This window comes from Enterobacter cloacae complex sp. P27C, from assembly GCF_014895705.1.
Lineage (GTDB): Bacteria > Pseudomonadota > Gammaproteobacteria > Enterobacterales > Enterobacteriaceae > Enterobacter > Enterobacter bugandensis.
The window spans coordinates 212,969-231,970 of the sequence record NZ_JADBQB010000007.1 but is presented as its reverse complement, the minus strand read 5'-3'; the positions used below and the strand labels follow the sequence as shown (position 1 = coordinate 231,970).

Genomic DNA, 19,002 nt, shown 5'->3' with positions numbered 1-19,002 from the left:
TATCGCGCTGGCGAGCCCTTTAATTGTGTAGTTGATGTGAATTTTTTGTTGACGAAAGCTGCCTGTTTCCGCGATTGCGCTTTTGCTCCATACTATTCACTTAATTACCAAAAAAAGAAGGATCACCATTTTGGCAGGAAGTAGCTTATTAACATTGCTGGATGATATTGCCACCTTACTGGATGATATTTCCGTGATGGGGAAACTGGCGGCGAAGAAAACCGCAGGGGTGCTGGGGGACGATCTCTCGCTTAACGCCCAACAGGTGAGCGGGGTACGGGCTAACCGTGAGCTGCCGGTGGTGTGGGGCGTGGCAAAAGGCTCGTTTCTGAACAAAGTGATCCTGGTGCCGCTGGCGCTGCTGATTAGCGCATTCATCCCCTGGGCCATCACGCCGCTGCTGATGATTGGCGGGGCATTCTTGTGCTTCGAAGGCGTGGAGAAGGTCCTGCACTCTTTGAGCTCGCGCAAGCAGAAGGATACCCCTGAGACGCGCCAGCAGCGCCTTGAAGCGCTTGCCGCGCAGGATCCGAAAGTTTTCGAGCGCGATAAAATCAAAGGCGCCATTCGCACCGACTTTATTCTGTCGGCTGAAATTGTTGCCATTACGCTGGGCATTGTCTCCGATGCGCCGCTGCTGAATCAGGTGTTGATCCTCTCCGGGATCGCCATTCTGGTCACGGTGGGCGTTTACGGCCTGGTCGGGCTGATCGTGAAGCTGGATGATATCGGCTACTGGCTAGAGGAGAAATCCAGCGCGGTGGCTAAAGGCATCGGCAAAGGCTTACTGACGCTGGCGCCGTGGCTGATGAAGAGCTTGTCCGTGGTGGGTACCCTGGCAATGTTCCTCGTGGGCGGCGGCATTGTGGTCCACGGCATTGCGCCGCTGCACCATGCCATCGAACATTTCGCCTCAGCGCAGGGGAGCGTGGTGGCAGCGATTCTGCCCACGCTGCTTAATCTGGTGCTGGGCTTTATCGTTGGCGCTATCGTGGTGGCGGCGGTGAAACTGATCGAAAAAATGCGCGGTACGGCGCACTAATTGTTACCCGTCGCAGGGTGCAAAAAGACCATTCCTCGTCTAAATTGAAACAGTTTCACCCTGATACAGGAGGCAGGTATGGTCTTTTTGGTCAGTGATGAAGTTAAGCCTAAGAAGGGCGGCCCGCGCATGATTGTCACCGGGTATTCCAGCGGAATGGTGGAATGTCGGTGGCATGATGGCTACAGCATTAAGCAGGAAGCCTTTCGTGAAGATGAGCTTCAGCCGGGTGACGGCCAGCGCAAGCACGATCAGGCTTAATCACATAACGCCCGGCTTTGCCGGGCGTTTTTACCTGAAGTACCGGGTGTAAGGCAGTAATCAGGGAGTGTGTGTGCAGCGCGATACCTTTGTTGTAAGACGAACTTTTCTGCAATGGCTGCATAAGCGTAGCAATCCGGGTTTGATTGTTAACCTCTGTTTTATCACTGTTCTGGTGTTTTCAACCCTCCTGACCTGGCGTGAAGTGGTGGTCCTCGAAGAGGCGTATATCTCCAGCCAGCGCAACCACCTGGAAACCGTGGCCAGCTCGCTGGACAGGCAGCTGCAGTACAGCGTGGATAAAATGCTGTTATTTCGCCAGAGCATGCGCGATGCGCTACAGACGCCGCTGGCCTTCAATGTTTTGCACGATGCAGTATCGCACTTTAACGCATTACGCATGCGTCCCACCTGGCAGCTCCTCGTTGACAGAAATCGCACACTTCCGATTAACGGTGTCTCGGATGCGTTTGTTGAAAAAACGTCGATACTGAACCGGGACGCTGAACGCATCAGCAATGAAATTTCAGCCGCGCTTGAGGTGGGTTATCTGCTCAGGCTGGCGACGTCGAGCAGGCATAGTGAATCGCGGGTGATCTACGTTTCACGCGCCGGGTTTTATCTTTCGACGGATACGCTAACAGAGGCGAGCGATATTATCCCCCGCTATTATCACCTGGTCACGCAGTCCTGGTTTACCCAGCAGTCGGAACGTAACAATCGCTCCCGCGCGGTGCGCTGGTTTATCTCCACGCCGTCATCCTGGACCGGTGACGAGCGAACGATCACTGCCAGCGTCCCCATCTATTTCAATCGCTACTGGTATGGCGTGGTGGCGATGGATTTTTCGCTGAATACGATGCAACGCCTGCTGGCAGAGGCGACGGACGACCGTACGGAGGGGGAGTATCAGCTGTACGACTCCCGGCTCAATATGATTGCCTCCTCTGAAAAGACAGATAAACAGGTGAACCATTTCGATGAACGCGAACTAGCACAGATAGCGCAGGCGATCGAGCACGATACTGGTGGTGGCATCCGCCTCGGCAGCCGTTTCATTAGCTGGCAGCGGCTCGATCATTTTGATGGCCTGGTTTTGCGTGTCCATACTCTGCAGGAAGGGGTACAGGGCGACTTCGGCAGCATCAGTATCGTACTGGCATTACTGTGGGCACTCTTTACCGCGATGCTGCTGATTTCGTGGCTGGTGATCCGCCGGATGGTTAGCAATATGTATACGCTGCAGCACTCGCTCAAGTGGCAGGCCTGGCACGACCCGCTAACCCGCCTGAATAATCGCGGTGCGCTGTTCGAACGCGCGAAACTGCTGGCGAAGAAGTGTCATCAACAGTCGCTGCCGTTCTCGGTCATTCAGTTAGACCTCGACCATTTTAAAAGCGTCAACGATCGGTTCGGTCACCAGGCCGGTGATAAGGTGCTTTCCCACTCGGCAGGGCTGATTTCCAGCGCATTGCGTAAAAACGACGTGGCAGGACGCGTGGGCGGGGAAGAGTTTTGTATCGTCCTGCCGGGGCTCGGTCTTGAGGAGGCGAGAGGCGTCGCGGAGCGTATTCGCTGCCGAATCAACAGCAAGGAGATTCTGGTGAAGAAGAGTACGACCCTGCGCATCAGCGCGTCACTCGGCGTCAGCAGCGCCCGGGAAAACGAAAATTACGATTTCGAACAGCTGCAGTCCGTGGCGGATGCCCGGTTATATAAAGCTAAACAGGACGGACGTAACCGGGTTGTCTGGCACGATCATGACAAAAAGTGATCCAGCCCCTCCTGCCAGCCGAGCGGTCCCGCCTGCCGGGTGTGATAAACCCGGCGGGGGTTATCGTCCCGTAACGTAATACCCTGGCGGTTTATCCCCTTAATCACCACCGCGAAGTCCACGCTGTCCAGCAGCGGCGCGTCGTTCGGCCCATCGCCGAGCCCCAGGGTCGTGGGTTCAATATTTTCCCGTTCACGGTACTGCGCGATTAGCCAGTTAGCCGCAACGTCCTTACCGCAGCCGGCATCGAGAATATGCCAGAAACGGGCACCCTGCAGGCATTTCAGCCCGCGTTGCGCCAGCGCCGCTTCAAACCGGGCCATGGCTTCGTCGGAATCACGCCAGATGAGCGTGACGGAGGCGTCATGCTTGCGGGCAAGCGCCGCCCGGTAGCGGGTCACCCCCGTCCATTCGCTAATGACGCGTTCGTCCACGTCGTCAAAGGTGGTGAATTTGAAGCCCGCCTGCTGGCGGATTTGCTCAATAAGCGGACGAATCTCCCGGTGCGTCATACCGTTGATGTGGCGCTGACCCATTTCCCAGCGCACGTCAGGCTGAATCACCGCGCCGTTCTCAGCGATAAACGGTAACCCTTCCAGACCCAGATCCTGCTGAATATCCAGCATCTCTGCCGCGCTCTTGCTGCTGCAAAGAATCACCGGCACCTGGTTGTCCTGCAGTTTATCCAGCCACGGCATTGCGGGCTGCCACTCATAGGTATGAATATCCAGCAGCGACCCATCCAGATCGGAAAAAATCAGCAGGGGACCCCGGAGTGAAAGCATATTAACTCCCGAAAACGAATGAGCCTTAATCTAAGAATATTCCTAAAAAATATCTGGGCTTAAACCGGATTGAGGAGAACCGATCCAGCCAAACCCGCATTCGGCGCATGTTGTTGCTCATAACCAAAACGATTATGTTAAAAATATTATATTCATCGTAAGAATATATGCTTGTCATGCAAAATCGTTGGGGATAGTGTTGTTTGTACATCAGATTTCCTGGTGTAACGAATTTTCAAGTGCTTCTTGCATAAGCAAGTTTTGATCCCGGCCATCCCCATGACCGGGATTTTTTTCGTGCTAACGATTTGCTTCAGACACGCTAAAGTCATGAATATCCAGCTCGAAGGCCTCCGCCAGCTCGCGGTAGGTGTGATAATCCCTCCCGTTAACAATGACGTGGTCCGAACCATCGTTTGTGCGGCGGACTTCTGACTCACTGATCTCATTGATGGCGGCCAGCAGGGCATCGACATCCACCTCGACCTCGCGTTTGATGGTGTCGCTGTACTCTTTATCGGTCTTCATTACGGGGCTCCTCATTAAACCGTGTCCACGGTAAGTATAGACTGTGTATAAAAACGCCATTCACGCCGTGCGGCGATGTGTGTTTTTGCGTTTTGTTCTACACTGGCTCAAAACCAGAGGAGGAATGTATGAAGGTCAACGATCGGGTAACCGTTAAAACGGACGGTGGGCCGCGCCGCCCGGGGGTGGTGCTGGCAATTGAAGAGTTTAGTGAAGGCACAATGTACCTGGTCTCACTGGAAGACTACCCGCTCGGCATCTGGTTTTTTAACGAACTGGGGCATCCGGACGGCATTTTTGTTGAGAAAGCGGAGTAGTACGGCGTCGGGTGGCATTGCGCGTGCCCGACCACGTCCGCAAAAGCAAAAATCTCTGGCCAGGCCAGAGATCAAAGGTAGGGTGCAGAGGGGTTTAAGCCACTAACGCATGTTGACGAAAATCCCGTTCGTCACATTATCGGTCAGACGTACCACGTGATAGATCACTTGCTTATTATGCGTTTTAATTTTCCTTTTAATATTTCCTTTGTGTGACGAAACGGTTTTCGCTTTAATATTCATCTGGTCAGAGATCTGAATAGTCCCTTGTCCAGCCATCCACATTCGCAGCATACTTGATTCAGTCCTGCTTAATGAAAGGGTGGGTAAGTTAACCGCTCCTACATTTTTAACTTCTTTATTCAAATAATCACCCAGAATGTCATCCAGCGACTCGGGTTTAATCGACTTAGAACTGATCAATAAATTTTTACGGACCAACAAATACTCATCGAAATGGATATTCGCGATCGCCATAAAAACAATAAACAGGGTTTTTGGATGCTGATTAATGATTTGCTTAATGTGCTGACTGTTGGCTGGATCGTGAATGAAACAGTCCTCATTAATAAACACCACGCCTGGTTTGAGTTCGTCACAAGCGGCTGCGAGTTCTTCAACGGTGTGTGCATCGTTGATGTCTCTCTTTCTTACCCCTCTGCTTGCCAGGTACCCGGTTAACCCTAGCCGGGTGTAGCTGCATAAATCCATAATGATCGTTGACATGGCATACCCTCACTCAATGCGTAACGATAATTCACCATCTGCCTGAGAGCTCAAAACAGCCATACGGGATGGAAAAAAATAATAAACCTGTGAGCATGACAAAGACTTTCAGGCGGACTCACTATCCCGTAAAGTTACGTATAATTTGCCAGGAATCTTCTTAAAGTAAAGTAAATATTAAGTATTGTGAGGTGGTTAGAAACATTTAAACCGCGTCAGATATATCCTGGAAGATGTTTTTCGCGTTTTATTTTAGGAATATCCTCAGAAAGACAATAGCAACCGTGAGGACTATTATTTACGTGGCAATTCGCTGACAATATCCGCTAACAGATTGAATATCTCGCCGAATAAATGTTCACAGAAGGGGGCGATAAGTGGCATCAGTAATGACATTAATAAAATTCCGACCGTCAACGTTAGCGGAAAACCAATCACAAACACCGAGAGCTGCGGTGCCATTCTGTTCAGTAAACCTAATGCCAGGTTGACGGTGAGCAGCAGCGTGATGATCGGCAGAGCCAACATCAGACCGTTGAGGAAGATCAGCCCCGCCGCGCGGGTCAGCGCGAGGAAGGCATTGCTGTTGACCGGGTTATCACCGATCGGCAGCGTATGGAAAGTATCCACCAGCATGGAGATGAGCCACAGATGACCGTTGAGCGACAGAAACAGCAGCATGGCGAGCAGATCGATGATGCGCGCCAGCACCGGCATGTTGAGATGGCTGCCGGGATCGACAAACGTGGCGAAAGATAGCCCCATCTGCAGGCCAATCAACTCACCGGCCGTGCGCACGGCGGCGAAGGCGAGCTGCATGGTAAAGCCCACGGCGACGCCAATCATCACCTGCTGTAAAGCGACCCATACCGCGTTAGCCGAGAAGATGGGAATATTCACGGGTGGCAGGGAAGGGGCGACGATAATGGTGATGATAATGCCCAGCCCCACCTTAACGCGCTTGGGGATCGATTTCTCGCTGAGAATGGGGGCGGTGGAGATCAGCGCCAGAATGCGCAGCATCGGCCAGAAATAGACGCCGAGCCACTGAACCCACTGGTCGCTGGTGAAGTGCAGCATCGTCAGGTCAGCCGATGATGTACGGCAGATTGGTAAACAGGTTGCGCATATAGTCCAGCAGCAGGTTCAGCATCCACGGTCCGGCCACGATAATCGCCACGAACACGGCGATGATTTTCGGGATAAACGACAGCGTCATTTCGTTAATCTGCGTGGCGGCCTGAAGAATACTGATAATCAGGCCGGTAACCAGCGCGACAAGCAGCAGCGGCGCGGCAACGGCAATCGCGACTTTCATCGCTTCCGTGCCCATCATCATGACCGATTCGGGTGTCATTGCCGTTCCTTAACTGTAAAAACTTTGCGCCAGCGAGCTGACCAGCAGCTGCCAGCCGTCGACCAGCACAAAAAGCATGATCTTAAAGGGCAGGGCAATGGTGGCGGGCGGCACCATCATCATCCCGAGCGCCATCAGGACGCTGGCGATCACCAGGTCGATAATCAGGAACGGGATAAAGATGGTAAAGCCAATCTGGAACGCGGTTTTCAGCTCGCTGGTGACATAGGCCGGCAGCAGAATGCGCATCGGTACCGCTTCCGGCCCCTGCAGCTCGCCGGTGTTGGACAGGCGGGCGAAGAGGGCCAGGTCCGCCTCGCGCGTCTGGCGCAGCATAAATTCTCGCAGCGGCTGCGCGCCTTTTTCCAGCGCCTCCTGCATCGAAATTTTATCTTCGCTGAACGGCTGGTAGGCGTCGGTATAAATCTTATCGATCACCGGCGACATGATGAAAAAGGTCAAAAACAGCGCCAGCCCCAGAAGCACCTGGTTTGGCGGCGCCGAAGGGGTGCCCAGCGCGTTTCGCAGCAGACCAAAAACGATGATGATGCGGGTAAAGCTGGTCATCATCAGCAGAATGGCCGGAATAAAGGTCAGCGAGGTGATGAAGACCAGCGTCTGAACCGGGAGCGACCAGCTCTGGCCGCCACCCGCGATCGGCGTGGAAACCAGACCGGGCAGCTGCGCATAAACCGCAGGAGCAAACAGGCCAACGCCCGCAAGCGTCAGGGATAACAAACGGCGCATCAGGTTCTCCCGGAACGCTTAAGCAAACTCTTCATGACGGACTGAAAATCCGCAGGGGCTTGTGCGCGCTCGTCCACCGTGACCGGGGCGGGCGGCAGTTTATGTAATACGTTGATGTTTGAGCCGGTTACGCCCAGTACCAGACGCGCATCTTCCACATCGACGATGACCACGCGTTCGCGCGGCCCAAGCGTCGTGCTGGCGCTGACCTTCAGGCCGCGGGTGCCGGCAGTTTTACCCGCCAGGCCAAAACGCTTTGCCAGCCAGGCGGCGATCAGAATAAAGGCAATAATACCGAACAGCGCCCCGCTCACCTGGAGCAGCGGGGAGCCGGGAACGGCGGAAGGCTGTGATATTGTTGCCTGGGTTTTCATGCTTAACGGCTCAGACGACGCATGCGTTCAGACGGGGTGATGATGTCGGTGATGCGCACGCCGTATTTATCGGCAACCACCACCACTTCACCCTGGGCAATCAGATAACCGTTGATCAGAATATCCAGCGGTTCGCCGGCCAGGCCGTCAAGGGCCACAACTGAACCCTGCGTGAGGCGCAGCAGCTCTTTAATGGTCATCCGGGTGCGTCCCAGTTCAACGGTCAGCTTAACCGGGATGTCCATAATCAGGTCGATGTCCTGCAGCGTGCCGCTGACGTCGCCGCCGCCTAACTGCTGGAATACCGCGTCCGCCGCGCTTTTTGTCGGAGTCGTTTTTTGCTCGTTTAACGCGTCAGCCCACAGATCGTCCAGTGCTCCGCTGTTTTCATCGGACGGATTGTTCATGTCACTCATTTGGGCTGTTCCTCATTCAGCGAATTCAAAATCGGGTTGATCAAGTGCTCAACGCGTAACGCATACTGACCGTTAATCGTGCCGTACTGGCTTGTAAGTACGGGGACACCATCTACGTGGGCAATAATGCGGTCGGGTTTGTCTATCGGCAAAACGTCGCCGGGTTGTAATTTCAGGATCTGGGATAACCGCATCGAAATGTCGGCGAAATTCGCCACCAGCTCCAGCTGCGAGTGCTGCACCTGGCGCACCAGGTTTTCGCGCCAGTTCTGATCTTCGTTGCGTGAGTTCTCCAGCGGCGGGTTAACCAGCAGCTCGCGCAGCGGTTCAATCATGCTGAACGGCAGGCAGATGTTGAACTCACCGGTCAGGTTACCGATCTCCACGTGGAACGGCGTATTGACGACGATATCGTTCGGGGAGGTGGTGATATTGGTAAATTTCACCTGCATCTCAGAACGGACGTACTCCACTTCCAGCGGGTTAATCGCTTTCCACGCGTCGCTGTAGGATTCCAGCGCCAGCTTCAGCATGCGGTTAATGACGCGCTGCTCGGTGTGGGTAAATTCACGACCTTCCACTTTGGTCGGAAAACGCCCGTCGCCGCCGAACAGGTTATCCACCGCGATGAACACCAGGCTTGGGGAAAACACCACCAGACCGGTGCCGCGCAGCGGCTTCAGATGAATCAGGTTAAGGTTGGTTGGCACCGGCAGGTTGCGGGCAAACTCATGATACGGCTGGATGCGGATCGCACCGACCGTGATATCCGGGCTACGACGCAGCAGGTTAAACAGCCCCATACGGAACTGACGTGCAAAACGTTCGTTAATGATCTCCAGCGCCTGCAGACGTTCACGTACCACGCGACGCTGGGTATTGGGATCGTAAGGACGAATATTATCGTCGCCGGTGAGACCCGGTTGCGGGTCGTCACTCTTATCGCTGTCGCCGTTAAGCAGCGCGTCGATTTCTGCCTGAGAAAGAATACTGTCGCCCATGTCGTTACCGCAGAATAAAGGCTGTGTACAGAACGTCAGTGACTTCCTGCTTAGGTTGACCGTTTACCAGCGGGGTGGCCAGCGTCTGCTTGATGGCGTCGACCAGCTTTTGCTTACCCACGTCGGTAGCCAGCGCGGAGGCGTCCTGACGAGAAAACAGCAGGAGAAGGCGGCTACGCACTTCCGGCAGATAATCGTTCAGGCGCGCGCGGGTTGCTTCGTCCTTCAGGCGCAGCGTAATACCGACATACAGCACGCGATCCGCATCACCGAGGTTAACGGTGAAGGTGTCCAGAGGGAAAAAGACCGGCGCCGGCGGTGGGGCAGGTTCGGCTTTGGCCGCAGCGGTTGAAGGTTCCTGCTGCATACGCCAGTAACTATAGCCCGCGGTAGCGCAGGCGGCGAGCGTGATCAACACCAGCAGCGGGATCCAGATGGAACGCTTGCTTTTTTTGGTGATAGCGGAGTCTGTCATCTGATACGAGCTTCCTGTTTCGGTACAGCTTAATAAGGTGATTATCCCGTGTCCTGCCGTCGTCAAAGCGTGGAAAAGACGGGGATAATCACGCTACCTCTGGCGTTTAGGCGAAGATGTCTACGGCACCGTTACCGCGCGCCGCGGATTGCAGGGCGGCAGGGGTCGGCAGGAGCTCATCGCTCTCTTCATTAAAACCGCCGTGCTGGCCCGGGCGTGAAGCATTGTGCTGCTGGGATGAAGACTGCTGTTGCCCGGCAAAGCTCTCGCTGCTGACGCTGCTTTGAGAAAGCTGAATGCCGTTTTCCGCCAGCGAGGTCCGCAGGACCGGCAGCGCGGCTTCCAGCGCCGCGCGTACGTGGCTGTGCGCAGAGACCATCTGCAGCTGTGCCTGGTTATCGTCCAGCTTGAGCGAGATTTGCACCTGGCCCAGATCTTCCGGGTGCAGGCGCAGCTCCGCCGTCTGCTGGCCCTGCTTAGTGAACAGGGTGATGTGCTGGCTCAGGGACTGCTGCCATTCATGTGTGCCCAGAGGCTGGCTTAGCACCGGGGCGGTGGCAACGGTTGCGGCAGGCTGGCTGGCCGCATGGCTGGAGATAATCGGCGCCAGGGTAGCAGTCGGCGAAGATGACGAGGAGGCGCTGGCGAAGTCCTGCTTCTCAGCGGCTGCGGCCACGACCGGTGCGGCTGGCGCGTTGGCGGCGAGATCCGGACCGTTGTTCTTCGCCTGGCTCTGATAGGACGCAGAAAGCGGCGCTTTATCATGGCTTCCCGCAGGCGCGTTCAGGGACGGCGGCTGTCCCGCACCGTTTTGCGAAAGCGTGGCTGAACTCAGCGCCGAGGTGGCGTGAACGCCGTCGCTGCCTGCCGCACGAGAGGCGGTCGTCTGCTGGTGCGGCAGCATCGCCATCAGCGCGCTTAGCCCCGCCAGCTCTTCTTCGCTCAGCTCGGTTTTAGCGTCATCTTTACCGTTGGCCGCAGTGAGCGTCTTCAGCGCGTCGCTCTTTGACAGCGGTACCAGCCCGGAGACCAACGTTTCAAGCGGCGCGGACTCCGACGTTTCAACGCCATTCAGCGCAGGCTGACGCGAGAGCAGGTCGGCAATTTTGGCCTGCAGAGCGGTATCGCCTTTGGCATCCTGCGCGACTTTCGACAGCTTGCTGCCGGCGGCTTTCAGATCCGCCAGGGTGAGCGGCGCATCGTTGCCCTTGCCCGTTGCGTCCGTCAGGGCGCCCGCCAGCAGGGAGAGAAAGTCCTGTGCACCCTCGGTGCCTTTCCCTGTTTGCATCCCGCCTGACGGGTCGCTGTCGCTCATCAGCAGTTGTTGCAGTGTGATCATTCCGGTTTCCTCATTGATGCGCGCTGGGCAAACTCATCCATTTTCTTCTGATCCAGGCGGTTTTCCGCCAGGGTCGAGGCTGCAATCTGCCGGTCCTGTAAGGTCTGCCAGGCCTGCAGCCGCTGTTTTTTCTCGCGCCAGAAATTCAGCGCGGTATCGACTTTTTGGGTCCACTGGTTTAGCTGCTGGCGGTGCTGCTCTATCGCCTTCTCGAGCGTCTGGATAAACTGCTGATAGTTAATCCAGCGCTGGCTGCCAATGCCCTGCGTCATATCGGTATTGAGGTTGGTGCGATATTCATGCTGATAGTCGATTAACATCTTCAACTGTTCTTCAGCCTGCTGGCACCCGCGTCGCATTGCGCCAAGCTGCAATGCGGCATCATCAACTTCTTTTTCAGCCAGATCTTTCAGCGTTGATAACGCGCTGTTTTGCGCCATGACCTTCGCCCTCCACCTGTGTTACACCTGCGGGAAAATCAGCTCCAGCGCCTGGATTGAATCTTCCCAGTCGGCACGCTCAAAAATGCCCTGTTGTAAAAACGCCTCCAGCTGCGGCCACAGGCTAATCGCCTTATCGAGCATCGGGTCGCTGCCTTTGGCATACGCCCCCACGCTGACCAGATCGCGGTTGCGCTGGAAGCTGGAAAGCAGTTGTTTGAAGTTACGCACGCGGGCGTAGTGCTTCTCGGTAATCAATGCCGTCATCGCACGGCTGATGGACGCTTCAATATCAATTGCCGGGTAGTGCCCGGCTTCGGCCAGGCGGCGCGACAGCACGATATGGCCGTCAAGGATCGCGCGCGCGGAGTCGGCAATCGGGTCCTGCTGGTCATCGCCCTCGGTCAGCACCGTATAGAACGCGGTGATGGAGCCGCCGCCGCTGATGCCGTTCCCCGCACGCTCTACCAGCGCCGGAAGTTTGGCGAAGACCGAAGGCGGATAGCCTTTGGTGGCCGGCGGCTCGCCGATGGCCAGCGCGATTTCACGCTGCGCCATCGCGTAGCGGGTGAGGGAGTCCATGATCAGAAGCACGTGCTTGCCGCGGTCACGAAAATCTTCGGCGATACGGGTGGCGTAGGCGGCACCCTGCATACGCAGCAGCGGCGACACGTCCGCCGGCGCGGCGATCACCACCGAGCGGGCGCGGCCTTCCGCACCCAGAATGTTTTCAATAAAGTCTTTTACTTCGCGACCACGCTCGCCGATCAGCCCCACGACGATCACATCGGCCTGGGTATAGCGCGCCATCATGCCGAGCAGGACGGATTTCCCGACGCCGGAACCGGCGAACAGGCCCATGCGCTGTCCGCGCCCTACGGTGAGCAGGGCGTTAATCGGACGCACGCCGGTATCCAGCACGTGCTCAATAGGGGTACGCTGCAGGGGGTTGAACGGCTGGGTAATCAGCGCGCCGGTTTCGGTGGTGTCCGGCGCGGGCAGGCCATCCAGTGGCTTCCCGCTGCCGTCCAGCACGCGGCCGAGCAGGGCAGGGCCAAGCGGCAGCTGTTTCCCGCTTTGCAGCCGTCGCCGCTGATGTTTTTGGCGTAAACGCGCGCCGGGCAGAATGCCTTCCACCTCTTCAAGCGGCATCAGGAACAGGCGCTGGCCGTTAAACCCGACCACTTCGCTTTCCACTTCACGCGTTTCCTGCCCATCCTGACGCTCAATGACGCAGGTCGCACCCAGGGGAAGCTGCAGGCCGGTGGCCTCCAGTACCAGACCGGTGGCGCGCGTCAGTCGCCCATAACGACGAACAGATGGCAGTTGTGCCATCTTCGTCTCAAAGTTGTCGAGCGTGGTGAGCCAGCGGGTAAGGCGTGCGGTCATCAGACGACTCCCGGTGCCGCCAGGCGACACAGTTCCTGCCAGCGGGTGGCGACGCTGGCATCCAGGTCGCCTTCATCGGCAGAGACTTTGCATCCGCCGTGGTGTAAGGATGGGTCGCCGCGCAGACGCCAGCCGTGCAGGCTCAGCGTTGCGCCCAGGCTTTCTTCAACGCGCTGCAGATCGTCCGGGTGGACGCGCAGCTGCGGTTTGCCGCTGAACAGCGGTTCCTGCTGAAGCAGACCCTGAATTTGTTTAATCAGCGCGGTGTTATCCACCACGGGCGTCTGGCCGATAACCTGACGCGCCGCCTCCAGCGCCATCTGCATCAGACGCGAGGCAATCACGCTGTCCAGCGCGTCCAGCGTGTGCTGGAACTCGCTGACCAGCTGCTGCATGCGGGCATGGATCGGCGCCTGCTGCTGGCGCGCCTGATCGATGCCGTGCTCTAACCCTTTCGCCAGGCCTTCCTGGTACCCCAGATCGTGCCCCTTCTGGCGGCCTTCGTTCAGACCGGCGTTATAGCCCTGCTCGTGCGCCTGCATTTGCAGCTGCGCCAGCATCTGCGCTTGCTGCTCCTCTTCGCTCAGCTCGGGCTGTTCAACGTCCGCGTCGGGCTCTGCGGGCGAGACCACCGCGGGCGTGAATTCGGCAAGGGGAGGGGCCAGATCGTCCGGCGTCCAGCGCTTCCACGACAGCTCATTAGACATAGGTGTCGTCTCCGCTGCCAATCACCATCTCGCCGGTTTCCGCCAGACGACGAACGATAAGCAGGATGGCTTTCTGTTCGTTTTCCACCTGAGACAGACGCACCGGGCCACGGTTGGCAAGGTCGTCGCGCAGGATATCCGCCGCACGCTGGGACATGTTGCGCAGGAACTTCTCGCGCAGCGGCTGTTCGGCGCCTTTGAGGGCGATAAGCAGCGACTCGGAATCCACTTCCTGGAGCAGGCGCTGGATGCTGCGGTCGTCCACTTCGACGAGGTTTTCGAACAGGAACATCTCGTCGATGATTTTCTGCGCCAGCTCGCCGTCGAATTCGCGAACCGCCGAAATGACGGCTTCTTCCTGCTGCGTTTTCATCAGGTTGATGATTTCCGCCGCCGTTCTTACGCCGCCCATTTTGCTGCGCTTGAGGTTCTGGCCGTCGAGCAGGTTGTTTAGCACTTCGGTCAGCTCCGCCAGCGCGGCCGGCTGAACGCCGCCGAAGGTCGCGATACGCAGCATCACGTCGTGACGCAGGCGCTCTTCGAACAGGGCCAGAATATCGGCCGCCTGACCACGTTTGAGGTGAACCAGGATGGTGGCGATAATCTGCGGGTGCTCGTCGCGAATCAGGTCTGCGGCGCTCTGCGGCTCCATAAAGTTGAGCGTTTCGATACCGCTGGCCGTATCGCGGGTTTCCAGAATGTCTTCCAGCAGACTGGCGGCACGCTCTTCACCCAGCGCCTTGACCAGCACGGAGCGCAGGTAGTCGTTGGCGTTGACGTTCAGCGCGGCAAACTGTTCGGCTTCCTGTTCAAACTCTGACAGCACTTCGGTCAGCTGTTTGTTGGAGATTTGACGCACGTTGGCCATCGCCGCACTGAGAATTTGCACTTCTCGCTGGGAGAGGTGTTTAAACACCTCTGCCGCGCGATCTTCGCCAATGGTCATCAGCAGGATGACGCTTTTATCGGTGCCCGTAAGCGTATTACTCATGTTCGTTACCCATCCACTGGCGGATGACCAGCGCCACGACGCGCGGATCGTTATCTGACATTTCGCGAATGCGCTGGCTCATCACCTCAGCGCCCATGCGCTGGTTAGCACGACGCTGCTGCATCTGTTCATCTTTGCTGAGGCGAACTTCAACCGCTTCTTCCGTTTCCTGACGCGTATTCATCTGCTCGCGAGCCGCTTTTTCGGCTTCAGCACGGCGCTGGAGCTGAGGACGAACGCCCTTACGCCACAGCAGCCACGCGACAATCAGCACCAGCAGCCAGCGGCCTGCGGACATCAGCTGGTCGATAAACGCCTGCTGTTGCCAGAACGGCAGTTCACCGCCGGTCTCTTCAACCGAGTTAAACGGAGAGTTCACGACGTTGAGGGTATCGCCGCGCTTCTCGGAGTAGCCCATCGCTTCGCGGGTCAGGTTCTCAATCTGCTTCATCTGCTCGGCGGTTAACGGCAACGGTTTGCCGTCCGGCAGGGTTTTGTAGTTCACCACTACCGCAACGGAAAGACGCTGAATATCGCCCACGTTCAGCTTAGTGTGGCGGATCGTCCGGTCCACTTCATAGTTCGTGGTTTCGTTACGGCTGCTGGAGCGCGGACCGGCGTTATTGGTCGTTGAGGTGGTCTGCTGATTATTTTGCTGACCGTTCTGCTGGTTGGCCGGCGGCGTTGAAATCGGCGCCGCGTTTGCCGGCGCTGGCTGGTTAGAGAGCGCGCCCGGCACGCCGCCAGGGTAGGCCCCGCCGATCTGTTCGCTGGAGTTTATCTGGCGTGAACGCATGACCGCCTGAGCCGCATCGCTGTTCGGGCTGTATTGCTCTTCGGTTTGTTCTTTATTAGAGAAGTCAATCTGCGCGGTCACCTGGGCGTGCACGTTGCTGTTGCCCACCACTGGGCCGAGGATCGCTTCGATGCGGCGCTGGAGACGGCTTTCAACGTCGGCGGCGTATTTCAGCTGCGCGTCGTTGAGGTCACGCCCGGCGGTATTGGATTGCGTCAGCAGGTGTCCGCTTTGATCCACCAGCGTCACGTTACCCGGCGGCAGGCCGGCGACGGCGCTGGAGACGAGATGCGTTACCGCGCTGATTTGCCCTTCGTCCAGCGCGCGGCCGGGCTCGAGGTTCACGGTAACGGAAGCTGAAGGGGATTTCTGTTCCCGAACAAATAAAGAGGGTTTAGGCATTGCCAGGTGCACGCGGGCACTCTTCACCGGGCCTAACGTTTCAATGGTGCGGGCCAGTTCGCCTTCCAGCGCACGCTGATAGTTCACCTGCTCGCTGAACTGGCTGATGCCGAATTTTTCCTGGTCCAGCAGCTCAAAGCCGACCGCGCCGCCCTTTGGCAGGCCCTGCTGTGCCAGGCGCAGACGAAGCTCGTGCACTTTATCCGCCGGTACCTCAAGCGCACCGCCATTATCGGCAAAGCGATACGGGATGTTCATCTGGGTAAGCTGGGTGACGATGGCGCCGCCATCCTGATCGGAAAGGTTGCTGTAGAGCGTGCGGTAATCAGGGCTTTTCGCCCATAAAACCATCGCTACAAGGATCGCAATTGCGGCAGCGCCTGCCACGATCAACGGGATTTTAGGATTCGCGCGAAGGCGGTTCATCCACTCGAGTGATTTATTTTGTGGCGCTGTCGATGCTGTTGCACTCATTGCGCACCTCTTAAATCCTGGTGGTTTACGTTATTCGTGTAGAGAAACAAAACTGACTCCCGGGTCGGCAAACACGACAAAAGTTCCATATTGATGGCCCTGCCATTATTTGACGATTCCGGATTTTCTATGCGTCAAATAACCTGGTTTTTTCACGCTATTTACCGCCATTATCTTATTGACAAGCTGTTAGTCTTGACCGCATAAAAAACCATCCAGGGGAGAGTCATGGCTATACAGGGCATTGAAGGGGTCATCAGTCAGTTGCAGGCAACGGCGATGACGGCCCGTAATCAGAATGTGGCAGAACAGCAGCCGACCATCAGCTTTGCGGGGCAACTGCATGCCGCTCTTGACCGTATCAGCGATACCCAGACCGCTGCGCGTACGCAGGCGGAGAAGTTCACCCTCGGCGAGCCGGGCGTGGCGCTCAATGATGTGATGACCGATTTGCAAAAAGCCTCGGTTTCCCTGCAGATGGGGATCCAGGTGCGTAACAAGCTGGTGTCGGCGTATCAGGAAGTGATGGGCATGCAGGTTTAAGCCCCCTTGATCTTCGCTGGCAGCCTCAGCGCTTTAATGCCACAATATTTTTTTCTTCGAATGCAGGAAAGATGATGAAAAAAATAGCAATTGCTGGCGCGCTGCTGGCACTGACCGGGTGCGTTCAGGTCGATAACTATAATGACGTGATCAAGCATCCCGTCCCGGCGAACCTGGCGGGATACTGGCAGTCGAAAGGGCCGCAGAGCAGTCTGGTCAGCCCTGAAGCGATTGCCACACTGGTGTTGACGGAAGAGGGCGATACGCTGGACTGCCGCCAGTGGCAGCGTGTGATTGCCGTACCGGGTAAGATCATGCTGCGTTCAGACAGCTATTATAACGTCACACGCAAGCTGGATATCTATCCGCTGGAGCGCGACGGCGCTACGCTTGAATATGACGGGATGGAGCTGCAGAAGGTTGATCGCCCAACGGTGGAATGTGCGGATTACCTGAGCAAGAATCCGCTGGAGAGTAAACTGCCCTAAGGGTAAAAGCAAAACGGCAACCTCGTTGCCGTTTGTGGTGTTTGCGCCCTCTCCCTGTGGGAGATGGACGGGGTGAGGGCATCAGGCCGCACGTTTCCCGTTCTACAACGCATCCTCAATCACCCACACGCTGACGCTTCCCCCTTTACAGGTAAAGGTGCCTTCGCCATCCGCCGCGGTGGTGACCGTTTCTTCACGATTGCCGAGAAAATCACGCCACGTTTTGTTGCCGTAGTTTTCCCCCAGGCAAATTACCTTCTCGCCGTCGTCGCCGTTCGACATCACCACCACGCAGCCGGGATCGTCTTCCGTGCCGCTGCGGCTGAAGGCGATGCAGTTTGGATGGTCAAAAAAGAGCGTCTGCACGCCGTGGGCAAAACGCTGGCGGGCGAGGATCAGCTCGTGAAGCTGCTCAATCACCGGCATATCAATATGGTACGTTTCACCGTCCCCTCCCGTATCGTCATAGCTTGCGCCGAACAGATCCGGATAGAAGACGCTCGGCACGCCGTTTTCCCGCAGCAGGATCAGCGCGTACGCCAGCGGTTTAAACCAGGCTTCGACCGGGGCTTCCAGCGCCTGCAAGGGTTGAGTGTCGTGGTTCGCGACGAGGGTCACCGCATGGAACGGGTCGGCCTCCACCAGCGTGCCGGTGAAGATCTGGCTCATGTCGTAATCACGTCCCTGGCGCGACGCTTCGTGGAATTTCATCTGCAGCGGGGCATCAAACAGCATGGTTTTACCGTCGACCTGGTCAATATAGGCCTGCAGTTTATCCACCTCGTGAGACCAGTATTCCGCCACGATAAACAGCGGCTGTTCGGCGACTTCCTGAACGTGCTCAATCCACTCTTTGTAAAACCAGGCGGGAATATGCTTGACGGCGTCCAGACGAAAACCGTCGCAGCGTGTCTGTTCCATGACCCAGCGGGCCCAGTATTTGATCTCCTCGGTGACGGCGTGATTGCGAAAGTCGATGTTTTCGCCCATCAGGTAATCGAAGTTGCCCATCTCATCATCGACCTGGTCATTCCAGCCTTCGCCGGTGTAGTCGTTGACGATTTTAAAGATCCCGTCTTCATCCGGGTTTTCAATATGGTCGACGCCGCTAAAGCATTTGTAATCCCAGATAAACTGCGAATATTGCCCGGCGCGGGCGGGGAAGGTGTAGCGAGTCCAGGCCTCACACTCGATGATTTCATCATCAATTTGTGTACGGTCCTGTTCGTTCACGCGCTGCACGCGGACAGGCTCTTTCTCATCAGCCCCCATTTTGTGGTTCACCACCACGTCCAGCAGGACGGCAATCTCGTTGCTTTTGAGGGCGTCGATGGCTTCCAGCAGCTGCGCTTTGTCACCGTATTTCGTGGCGATACTGCCTTTCTGGTCAAACTCGCCGAGGTCAAACAGATCGTAAGAGTCATAGCCAACCGAATACCCGCCGGAAGCCCCTTTATACGCGGGCGGCAGCCAGATCATGTTGATGCCGATTTCATTAAGATTGGGGGCTAACGCCGTGACTTCTCGCCACAATTCACCGCCAGCGGGGTAATACCAGTGAAAGCATTGTAACAGGGTGGGGTTTTTCATCGTCCGTGCTCCAGAAGCCATATGGCAGACTTCTGGAGTA

22 protein-coding genes and 1 pseudogene are annotated in these 19,002 nt (G+C 56.7%); 6 read left to right on the top strand and 17 right to left on the bottom strand.

The window, feature by feature from the left end; all coding sequences use genetic code 11:
• The first annotated feature begins 127 nt into the window (after positions 1-127).
• From IM291_RS16470 to dgcQ, 3 genes are all read left to right on the top strand, one after another.
• Positions 128-1,042, top strand: coding sequence for a DUF808 domain-containing protein (locus IM291_RS16470; protein WP_192987335.1), 915 nt, complete (start codon positions 128-130; stop codon positions 1,040-1,042).
• Positions 1,043-1,120: 78 nt separating this feature from the next.
• Entirely contained in the window at positions 1,121-1,303 is a 183-nt protein-coding gene (locus tag IM291_RS16465; protein WP_028013710.1) for a YodC family protein, read from the top strand.
• A gap of 73 nt (positions 1,304-1,376) precedes the next feature.
• The gene (dgcQ, locus tag IM291_RS16460; protein ID WP_192987307.1) at positions 1,377-3,077 is read left to right on the top strand and encodes a cellulose biosynthesis regulator diguanylate cyclase DgcQ; all 1,701 of its coding nucleotides are present in this window, start codon (positions 1,377-1,379) and stop codon (positions 3,075-3,077) included.
• On the opposite strand, the gene IM291_RS16455 is transcribed toward dgcQ, so the two are convergent.
• Together IM291_RS16455 and yodD are read right to left on the bottom strand one after the other, a co-directional pair.
• On the bottom strand, positions 3,062-3,862 hold the full coding sequence (locus IM291_RS16455) for a mannosyl-3-phosphoglycerate phosphatase-related protein (RefSeq protein ID WP_045631638.1): 801 nt from the start codon (positions 3,860-3,862) through the stop codon (positions 3,062-3,064). The two genes, dgcQ and IM291_RS16455, sit on opposite strands and share 16 nt — an antisense overlap.
• 300 nt (positions 3,863-4,162) lie before the next feature.
• A complete protein-coding gene (yodD, locus tag IM291_RS16450) occupies positions 4,163-4,390 on the bottom strand; it encodes a YodD family peroxide/acid resistance protein (protein ID WP_028013707.1) in 228 nt (75 codons plus the stop codon).
• Positions 4,391-4,518: 128 nt separating this feature from the next.
• On the opposite strand from yodD, the gene dsrB reads away from it, so the two are divergent.
• The gene (gene dsrB, locus IM291_RS16445) at positions 4,519-4,707 is read left to right on the top strand and encodes a protein DsrB (protein WP_013097741.1); all 189 of its coding nucleotides are present in this window, start codon (positions 4,519-4,521) and stop codon (positions 4,705-4,707) included.
• A 102-nt stretch (positions 4,708-4,809) separates the two neighbouring features.
• Here dsrB and rcsA read toward each other — a convergent pair whose 3' ends face one another.
• The 14 genes and pseudogenes from rcsA to fliF form a co-directional block, all read right to left on the bottom strand.
• Complete coding sequence (gene rcsA / locus IM291_RS16440) at positions 4,810-5,433, bottom strand: transcriptional regulator RcsA (protein WP_013097740.1); 624 nt, start codon at positions 5,431-5,433, stop codon at positions 4,810-4,812.
• 287 nt (positions 5,434-5,720) lie between these two features.
• Positions 5,721-6,513 (bottom strand): annotated as a pseudogene (fliR, locus tag IM291_RS16435) (flagellar biosynthetic protein FliR); the annotation flags it as partial.
• Between the two features lie 7 nt (positions 6,514-6,520).
• The gene (gene fliQ, locus IM291_RS16430) at positions 6,521-6,790 is read right to left on the bottom strand and encodes a flagellar biosynthesis protein FliQ (RefSeq protein WP_003859587.1); all 270 of its coding nucleotides are present in this window, start codon (positions 6,788-6,790) and stop codon (positions 6,521-6,523) included.
• Between the two features lie 9 nt (positions 6,791-6,799).
• Positions 6,800-7,537 (bottom strand): flagellar type III secretion system pore protein FliP, encoded by a 738-nt coding sequence (gene fliP, locus IM291_RS16425; protein ID WP_028013705.1) that lies wholly within the window; start codon positions 7,535-7,537, stop codon positions 6,800-6,802.
• The gene (gene fliO, locus IM291_RS16420) at positions 7,537-7,911 is read right to left on the bottom strand and encodes a flagellar biosynthetic protein FliO (RefSeq protein ID WP_045260352.1); all 375 of its coding nucleotides are present in this window, start codon (positions 7,909-7,911) and stop codon (positions 7,537-7,539) included. Before fliO ends, fliP begins: the two co-directional genes overlap by 1 nt.
• 2 nt (positions 7,912-7,913) lie before the next feature.
• Positions 7,914-8,327, bottom strand: a complete 414-nt coding sequence (gene fliN / locus IM291_RS16415) for a flagellar motor switch protein FliN (protein WP_003859592.1) — start codon at positions 8,325-8,327, stop codon at positions 7,914-7,916.
• Positions 8,324-9,328 carry a flagellar motor switch protein FliM gene (gene fliM / locus IM291_RS16410; RefSeq protein WP_028013703.1) on the bottom strand — a complete coding sequence of 335 codons (1,005 nt, stop codon included), beginning with the start codon at positions 9,326-9,328 and terminating at the stop codon, positions 8,324-8,326. The genes fliN and fliM overlap by 4 nt, the downstream gene beginning before the upstream one ends.
• A gap of 4 nt (positions 9,329-9,332) precedes the next feature.
• Positions 9,333-9,803: a flagellar basal body-associated protein FliL gene (gene fliL / locus IM291_RS16405; RefSeq protein WP_021241388.1), complete on the bottom strand. Its 471-nt coding sequence runs from the start codon at positions 9,801-9,803 to the stop codon at positions 9,333-9,335.
• A gap of 106 nt (positions 9,804-9,909) precedes the next feature.
• A complete protein-coding gene (gene fliK, locus IM291_RS16400) occupies positions 9,910-11,142 on the bottom strand; it encodes a flagellar hook length control protein FliK (RefSeq protein WP_192987305.1) in 1,233 nt (410 codons plus the stop codon).
• The gene (gene fliJ, locus IM291_RS16395) at positions 11,139-11,582 is read right to left on the bottom strand and encodes a flagellar export protein FliJ (RefSeq protein WP_006811155.1); all 444 of its coding nucleotides are present in this window, start codon (positions 11,580-11,582) and stop codon (positions 11,139-11,141) included. Before fliJ ends, fliK begins: the two co-directional genes overlap by 4 nt.
• A gap of 21 nt (positions 11,583-11,603) precedes the next feature.
• Positions 11,604-12,971: a flagellar protein export ATPase FliI gene (gene fliI, locus IM291_RS16390; protein ID WP_192987304.1), complete on the bottom strand. Its 1,368-nt coding sequence runs from the start codon at positions 12,969-12,971 to the stop codon at positions 11,604-11,606.
• Complete coding sequence (fliH, locus tag IM291_RS16385) at positions 12,971-13,678, bottom strand: flagellar assembly protein FliH (protein ID WP_045260350.1); 708 nt, start codon at positions 13,676-13,678, stop codon at positions 12,971-12,973. Before fliH ends, fliI begins: the two co-directional genes overlap by 1 nt.
• The gene (gene fliG / locus IM291_RS16380) at positions 13,671-14,669 is read right to left on the bottom strand and encodes a flagellar motor switch protein FliG (RefSeq protein ID WP_014832476.1); all 999 of its coding nucleotides are present in this window, start codon (positions 14,667-14,669) and stop codon (positions 13,671-13,673) included. Before fliG ends, fliH begins: the two co-directional genes overlap by 8 nt.
• A complete protein-coding gene (gene fliF / locus IM291_RS16375) occupies positions 14,662-16,341 on the bottom strand; it encodes a flagellar basal-body MS-ring/collar protein FliF (RefSeq protein ID WP_049000122.1) in 1,680 nt (559 codons plus the stop codon). Before fliF ends, fliG begins: the two co-directional genes overlap by 8 nt.
• Before the next feature lie 228 nt (positions 16,342-16,569).
• Here fliF and fliE point away from each other — a divergent pair, with 228 nt between their 5' ends.
• A complete protein-coding gene (gene fliE / locus IM291_RS16370) occupies positions 16,570-16,884 on the top strand; it encodes a flagellar hook-basal body complex protein FliE (RefSeq protein WP_013097729.1) in 315 nt (104 codons plus the stop codon).
• A gap of 74 nt (positions 16,885-16,958) precedes the next feature.
• A complete protein-coding gene (gene yedD / locus IM291_RS16365; RefSeq protein ID WP_049000124.1) occupies positions 16,959-17,372 on the top strand; it encodes a lipoprotein YedD in 414 nt (137 codons plus the stop codon).
• Positions 17,373-17,474: 102 nt separating this feature from the next.
• Here the strand turns inward: yedD and amyA are convergent, their stop codons facing one another.
• Positions 17,475-18,962: an alpha-amylase gene (amyA, locus tag IM291_RS16360; RefSeq protein WP_047367839.1), complete on the bottom strand. Its 1,488-nt coding sequence runs from the start codon at positions 18,960-18,962 to the stop codon at positions 17,475-17,477.
• Between the last annotated feature and the right edge of the window lie 40 nt (positions 18,963-19,002).

Coding starts and splice junctions, on each gene's coding strand:
- fliI (WP_192987304.1), bottom strand. CDS start 12,971: ATGACCGCACGCCTTACCCGCTGGCTCACCACGCTCGACAACTTTGAG.
- IM291_RS16455 (WP_045631638.1), bottom strand. CDS start 3,862: ATGCTTTCACTCCGGGGTCCCCTGCTGATTTTTTCCGATCTGGATGGG.
- fliN (WP_003859592.1), bottom strand. CDS start 8,327: ATGAGTGACATGAACAATCCGTCCGATGAAAACAGCGGAGCACTGGAC.
- rcsA (WP_013097740.1), bottom strand. CDS start 5,433: ATGTCAACGATCATTATGGATTTATGCAGCTACACCCGGCTAGGGTTA.
- fliQ (WP_003859587.1), bottom strand. CDS start 6,790: ATGACACCCGAATCGGTCATGATGATGGGCACGGAAGCGATGAAAGTC.
- yodD (WP_028013707.1), bottom strand. CDS start 4,390: ATGAAGACCGATAAAGAGTACAGCGACACCATCAAACGCGAGGTCGAG.
- IM291_RS16465 (WP_028013710.1), top strand. CDS start 1,121: ATGGTCTTTTTGGTCAGTGATGAAGTTAAGCCTAAGAAGGGCGGCCCG.
- fliK (WP_192987305.1), bottom strand. CDS start 11,142: ATGATCACACTGCAACAACTGCTGATGAGCGACAGCGACCCGTCAGGC.
- fliM (WP_028013703.1), bottom strand. CDS start 9,328: ATGGGCGACAGTATTCTTTCTCAGGCAGAAATCGACGCGCTGCTTAAC.
- fliJ (WP_006811155.1), bottom strand. CDS start 11,582: ATGGCGCAAAACAGCGCGTTATCAACGCTGAAAGATCTGGCTGAAAAA.
- fliP (WP_028013705.1), bottom strand. CDS start 7,537: ATGCGCCGTTTGTTATCCCTGACGCTTGCGGGCGTTGGCCTGTTTGCT.
- amyA (WP_047367839.1), bottom strand. CDS start 18,962: ATGAAAAACCCCACCCTGTTACAATGCTTTCACTGGTATTACCCCGCT.
- fliL (WP_021241388.1), bottom strand. CDS start 9,803: ATGACAGACTCCGCTATCACCAAAAAAAGCAAGCGTTCCATCTGGATC.
- dsrB (WP_013097741.1), top strand. CDS start 4,519: ATGAAGGTCAACGATCGGGTAACCGTTAAAACGGACGGTGGGCCGCGC.
- fliE (WP_013097729.1), top strand. CDS start 16,570: ATGGCTATACAGGGCATTGAAGGGGTCATCAGTCAGTTGCAGGCAACG.
- fliO (WP_045260352.1), bottom strand. CDS start 7,911: ATGAAAACCCAGGCAACAATATCACAGCCTTCCGCCGTTCCCGGCTCC.
- fliG (WP_014832476.1), bottom strand. CDS start 14,669: ATGAGTAATACGCTTACGGGCACCGATAAAAGCGTCATCCTGCTGATG.
- yedD (WP_049000124.1), top strand. CDS start 16,959: ATGAAAAAAATAGCAATTGCTGGCGCGCTGCTGGCACTGACCGGGTGC.
- fliH (WP_045260350.1), bottom strand. CDS start 13,678: ATGTCTAATGAGCTGTCGTGGAAGCGCTGGACGCCGGACGATCTGGCC.
- fliF (WP_049000122.1), bottom strand. CDS start 16,341: ATGAGTGCAACAGCATCGACAGCGCCACAAAATAAATCACTCGAGTGG.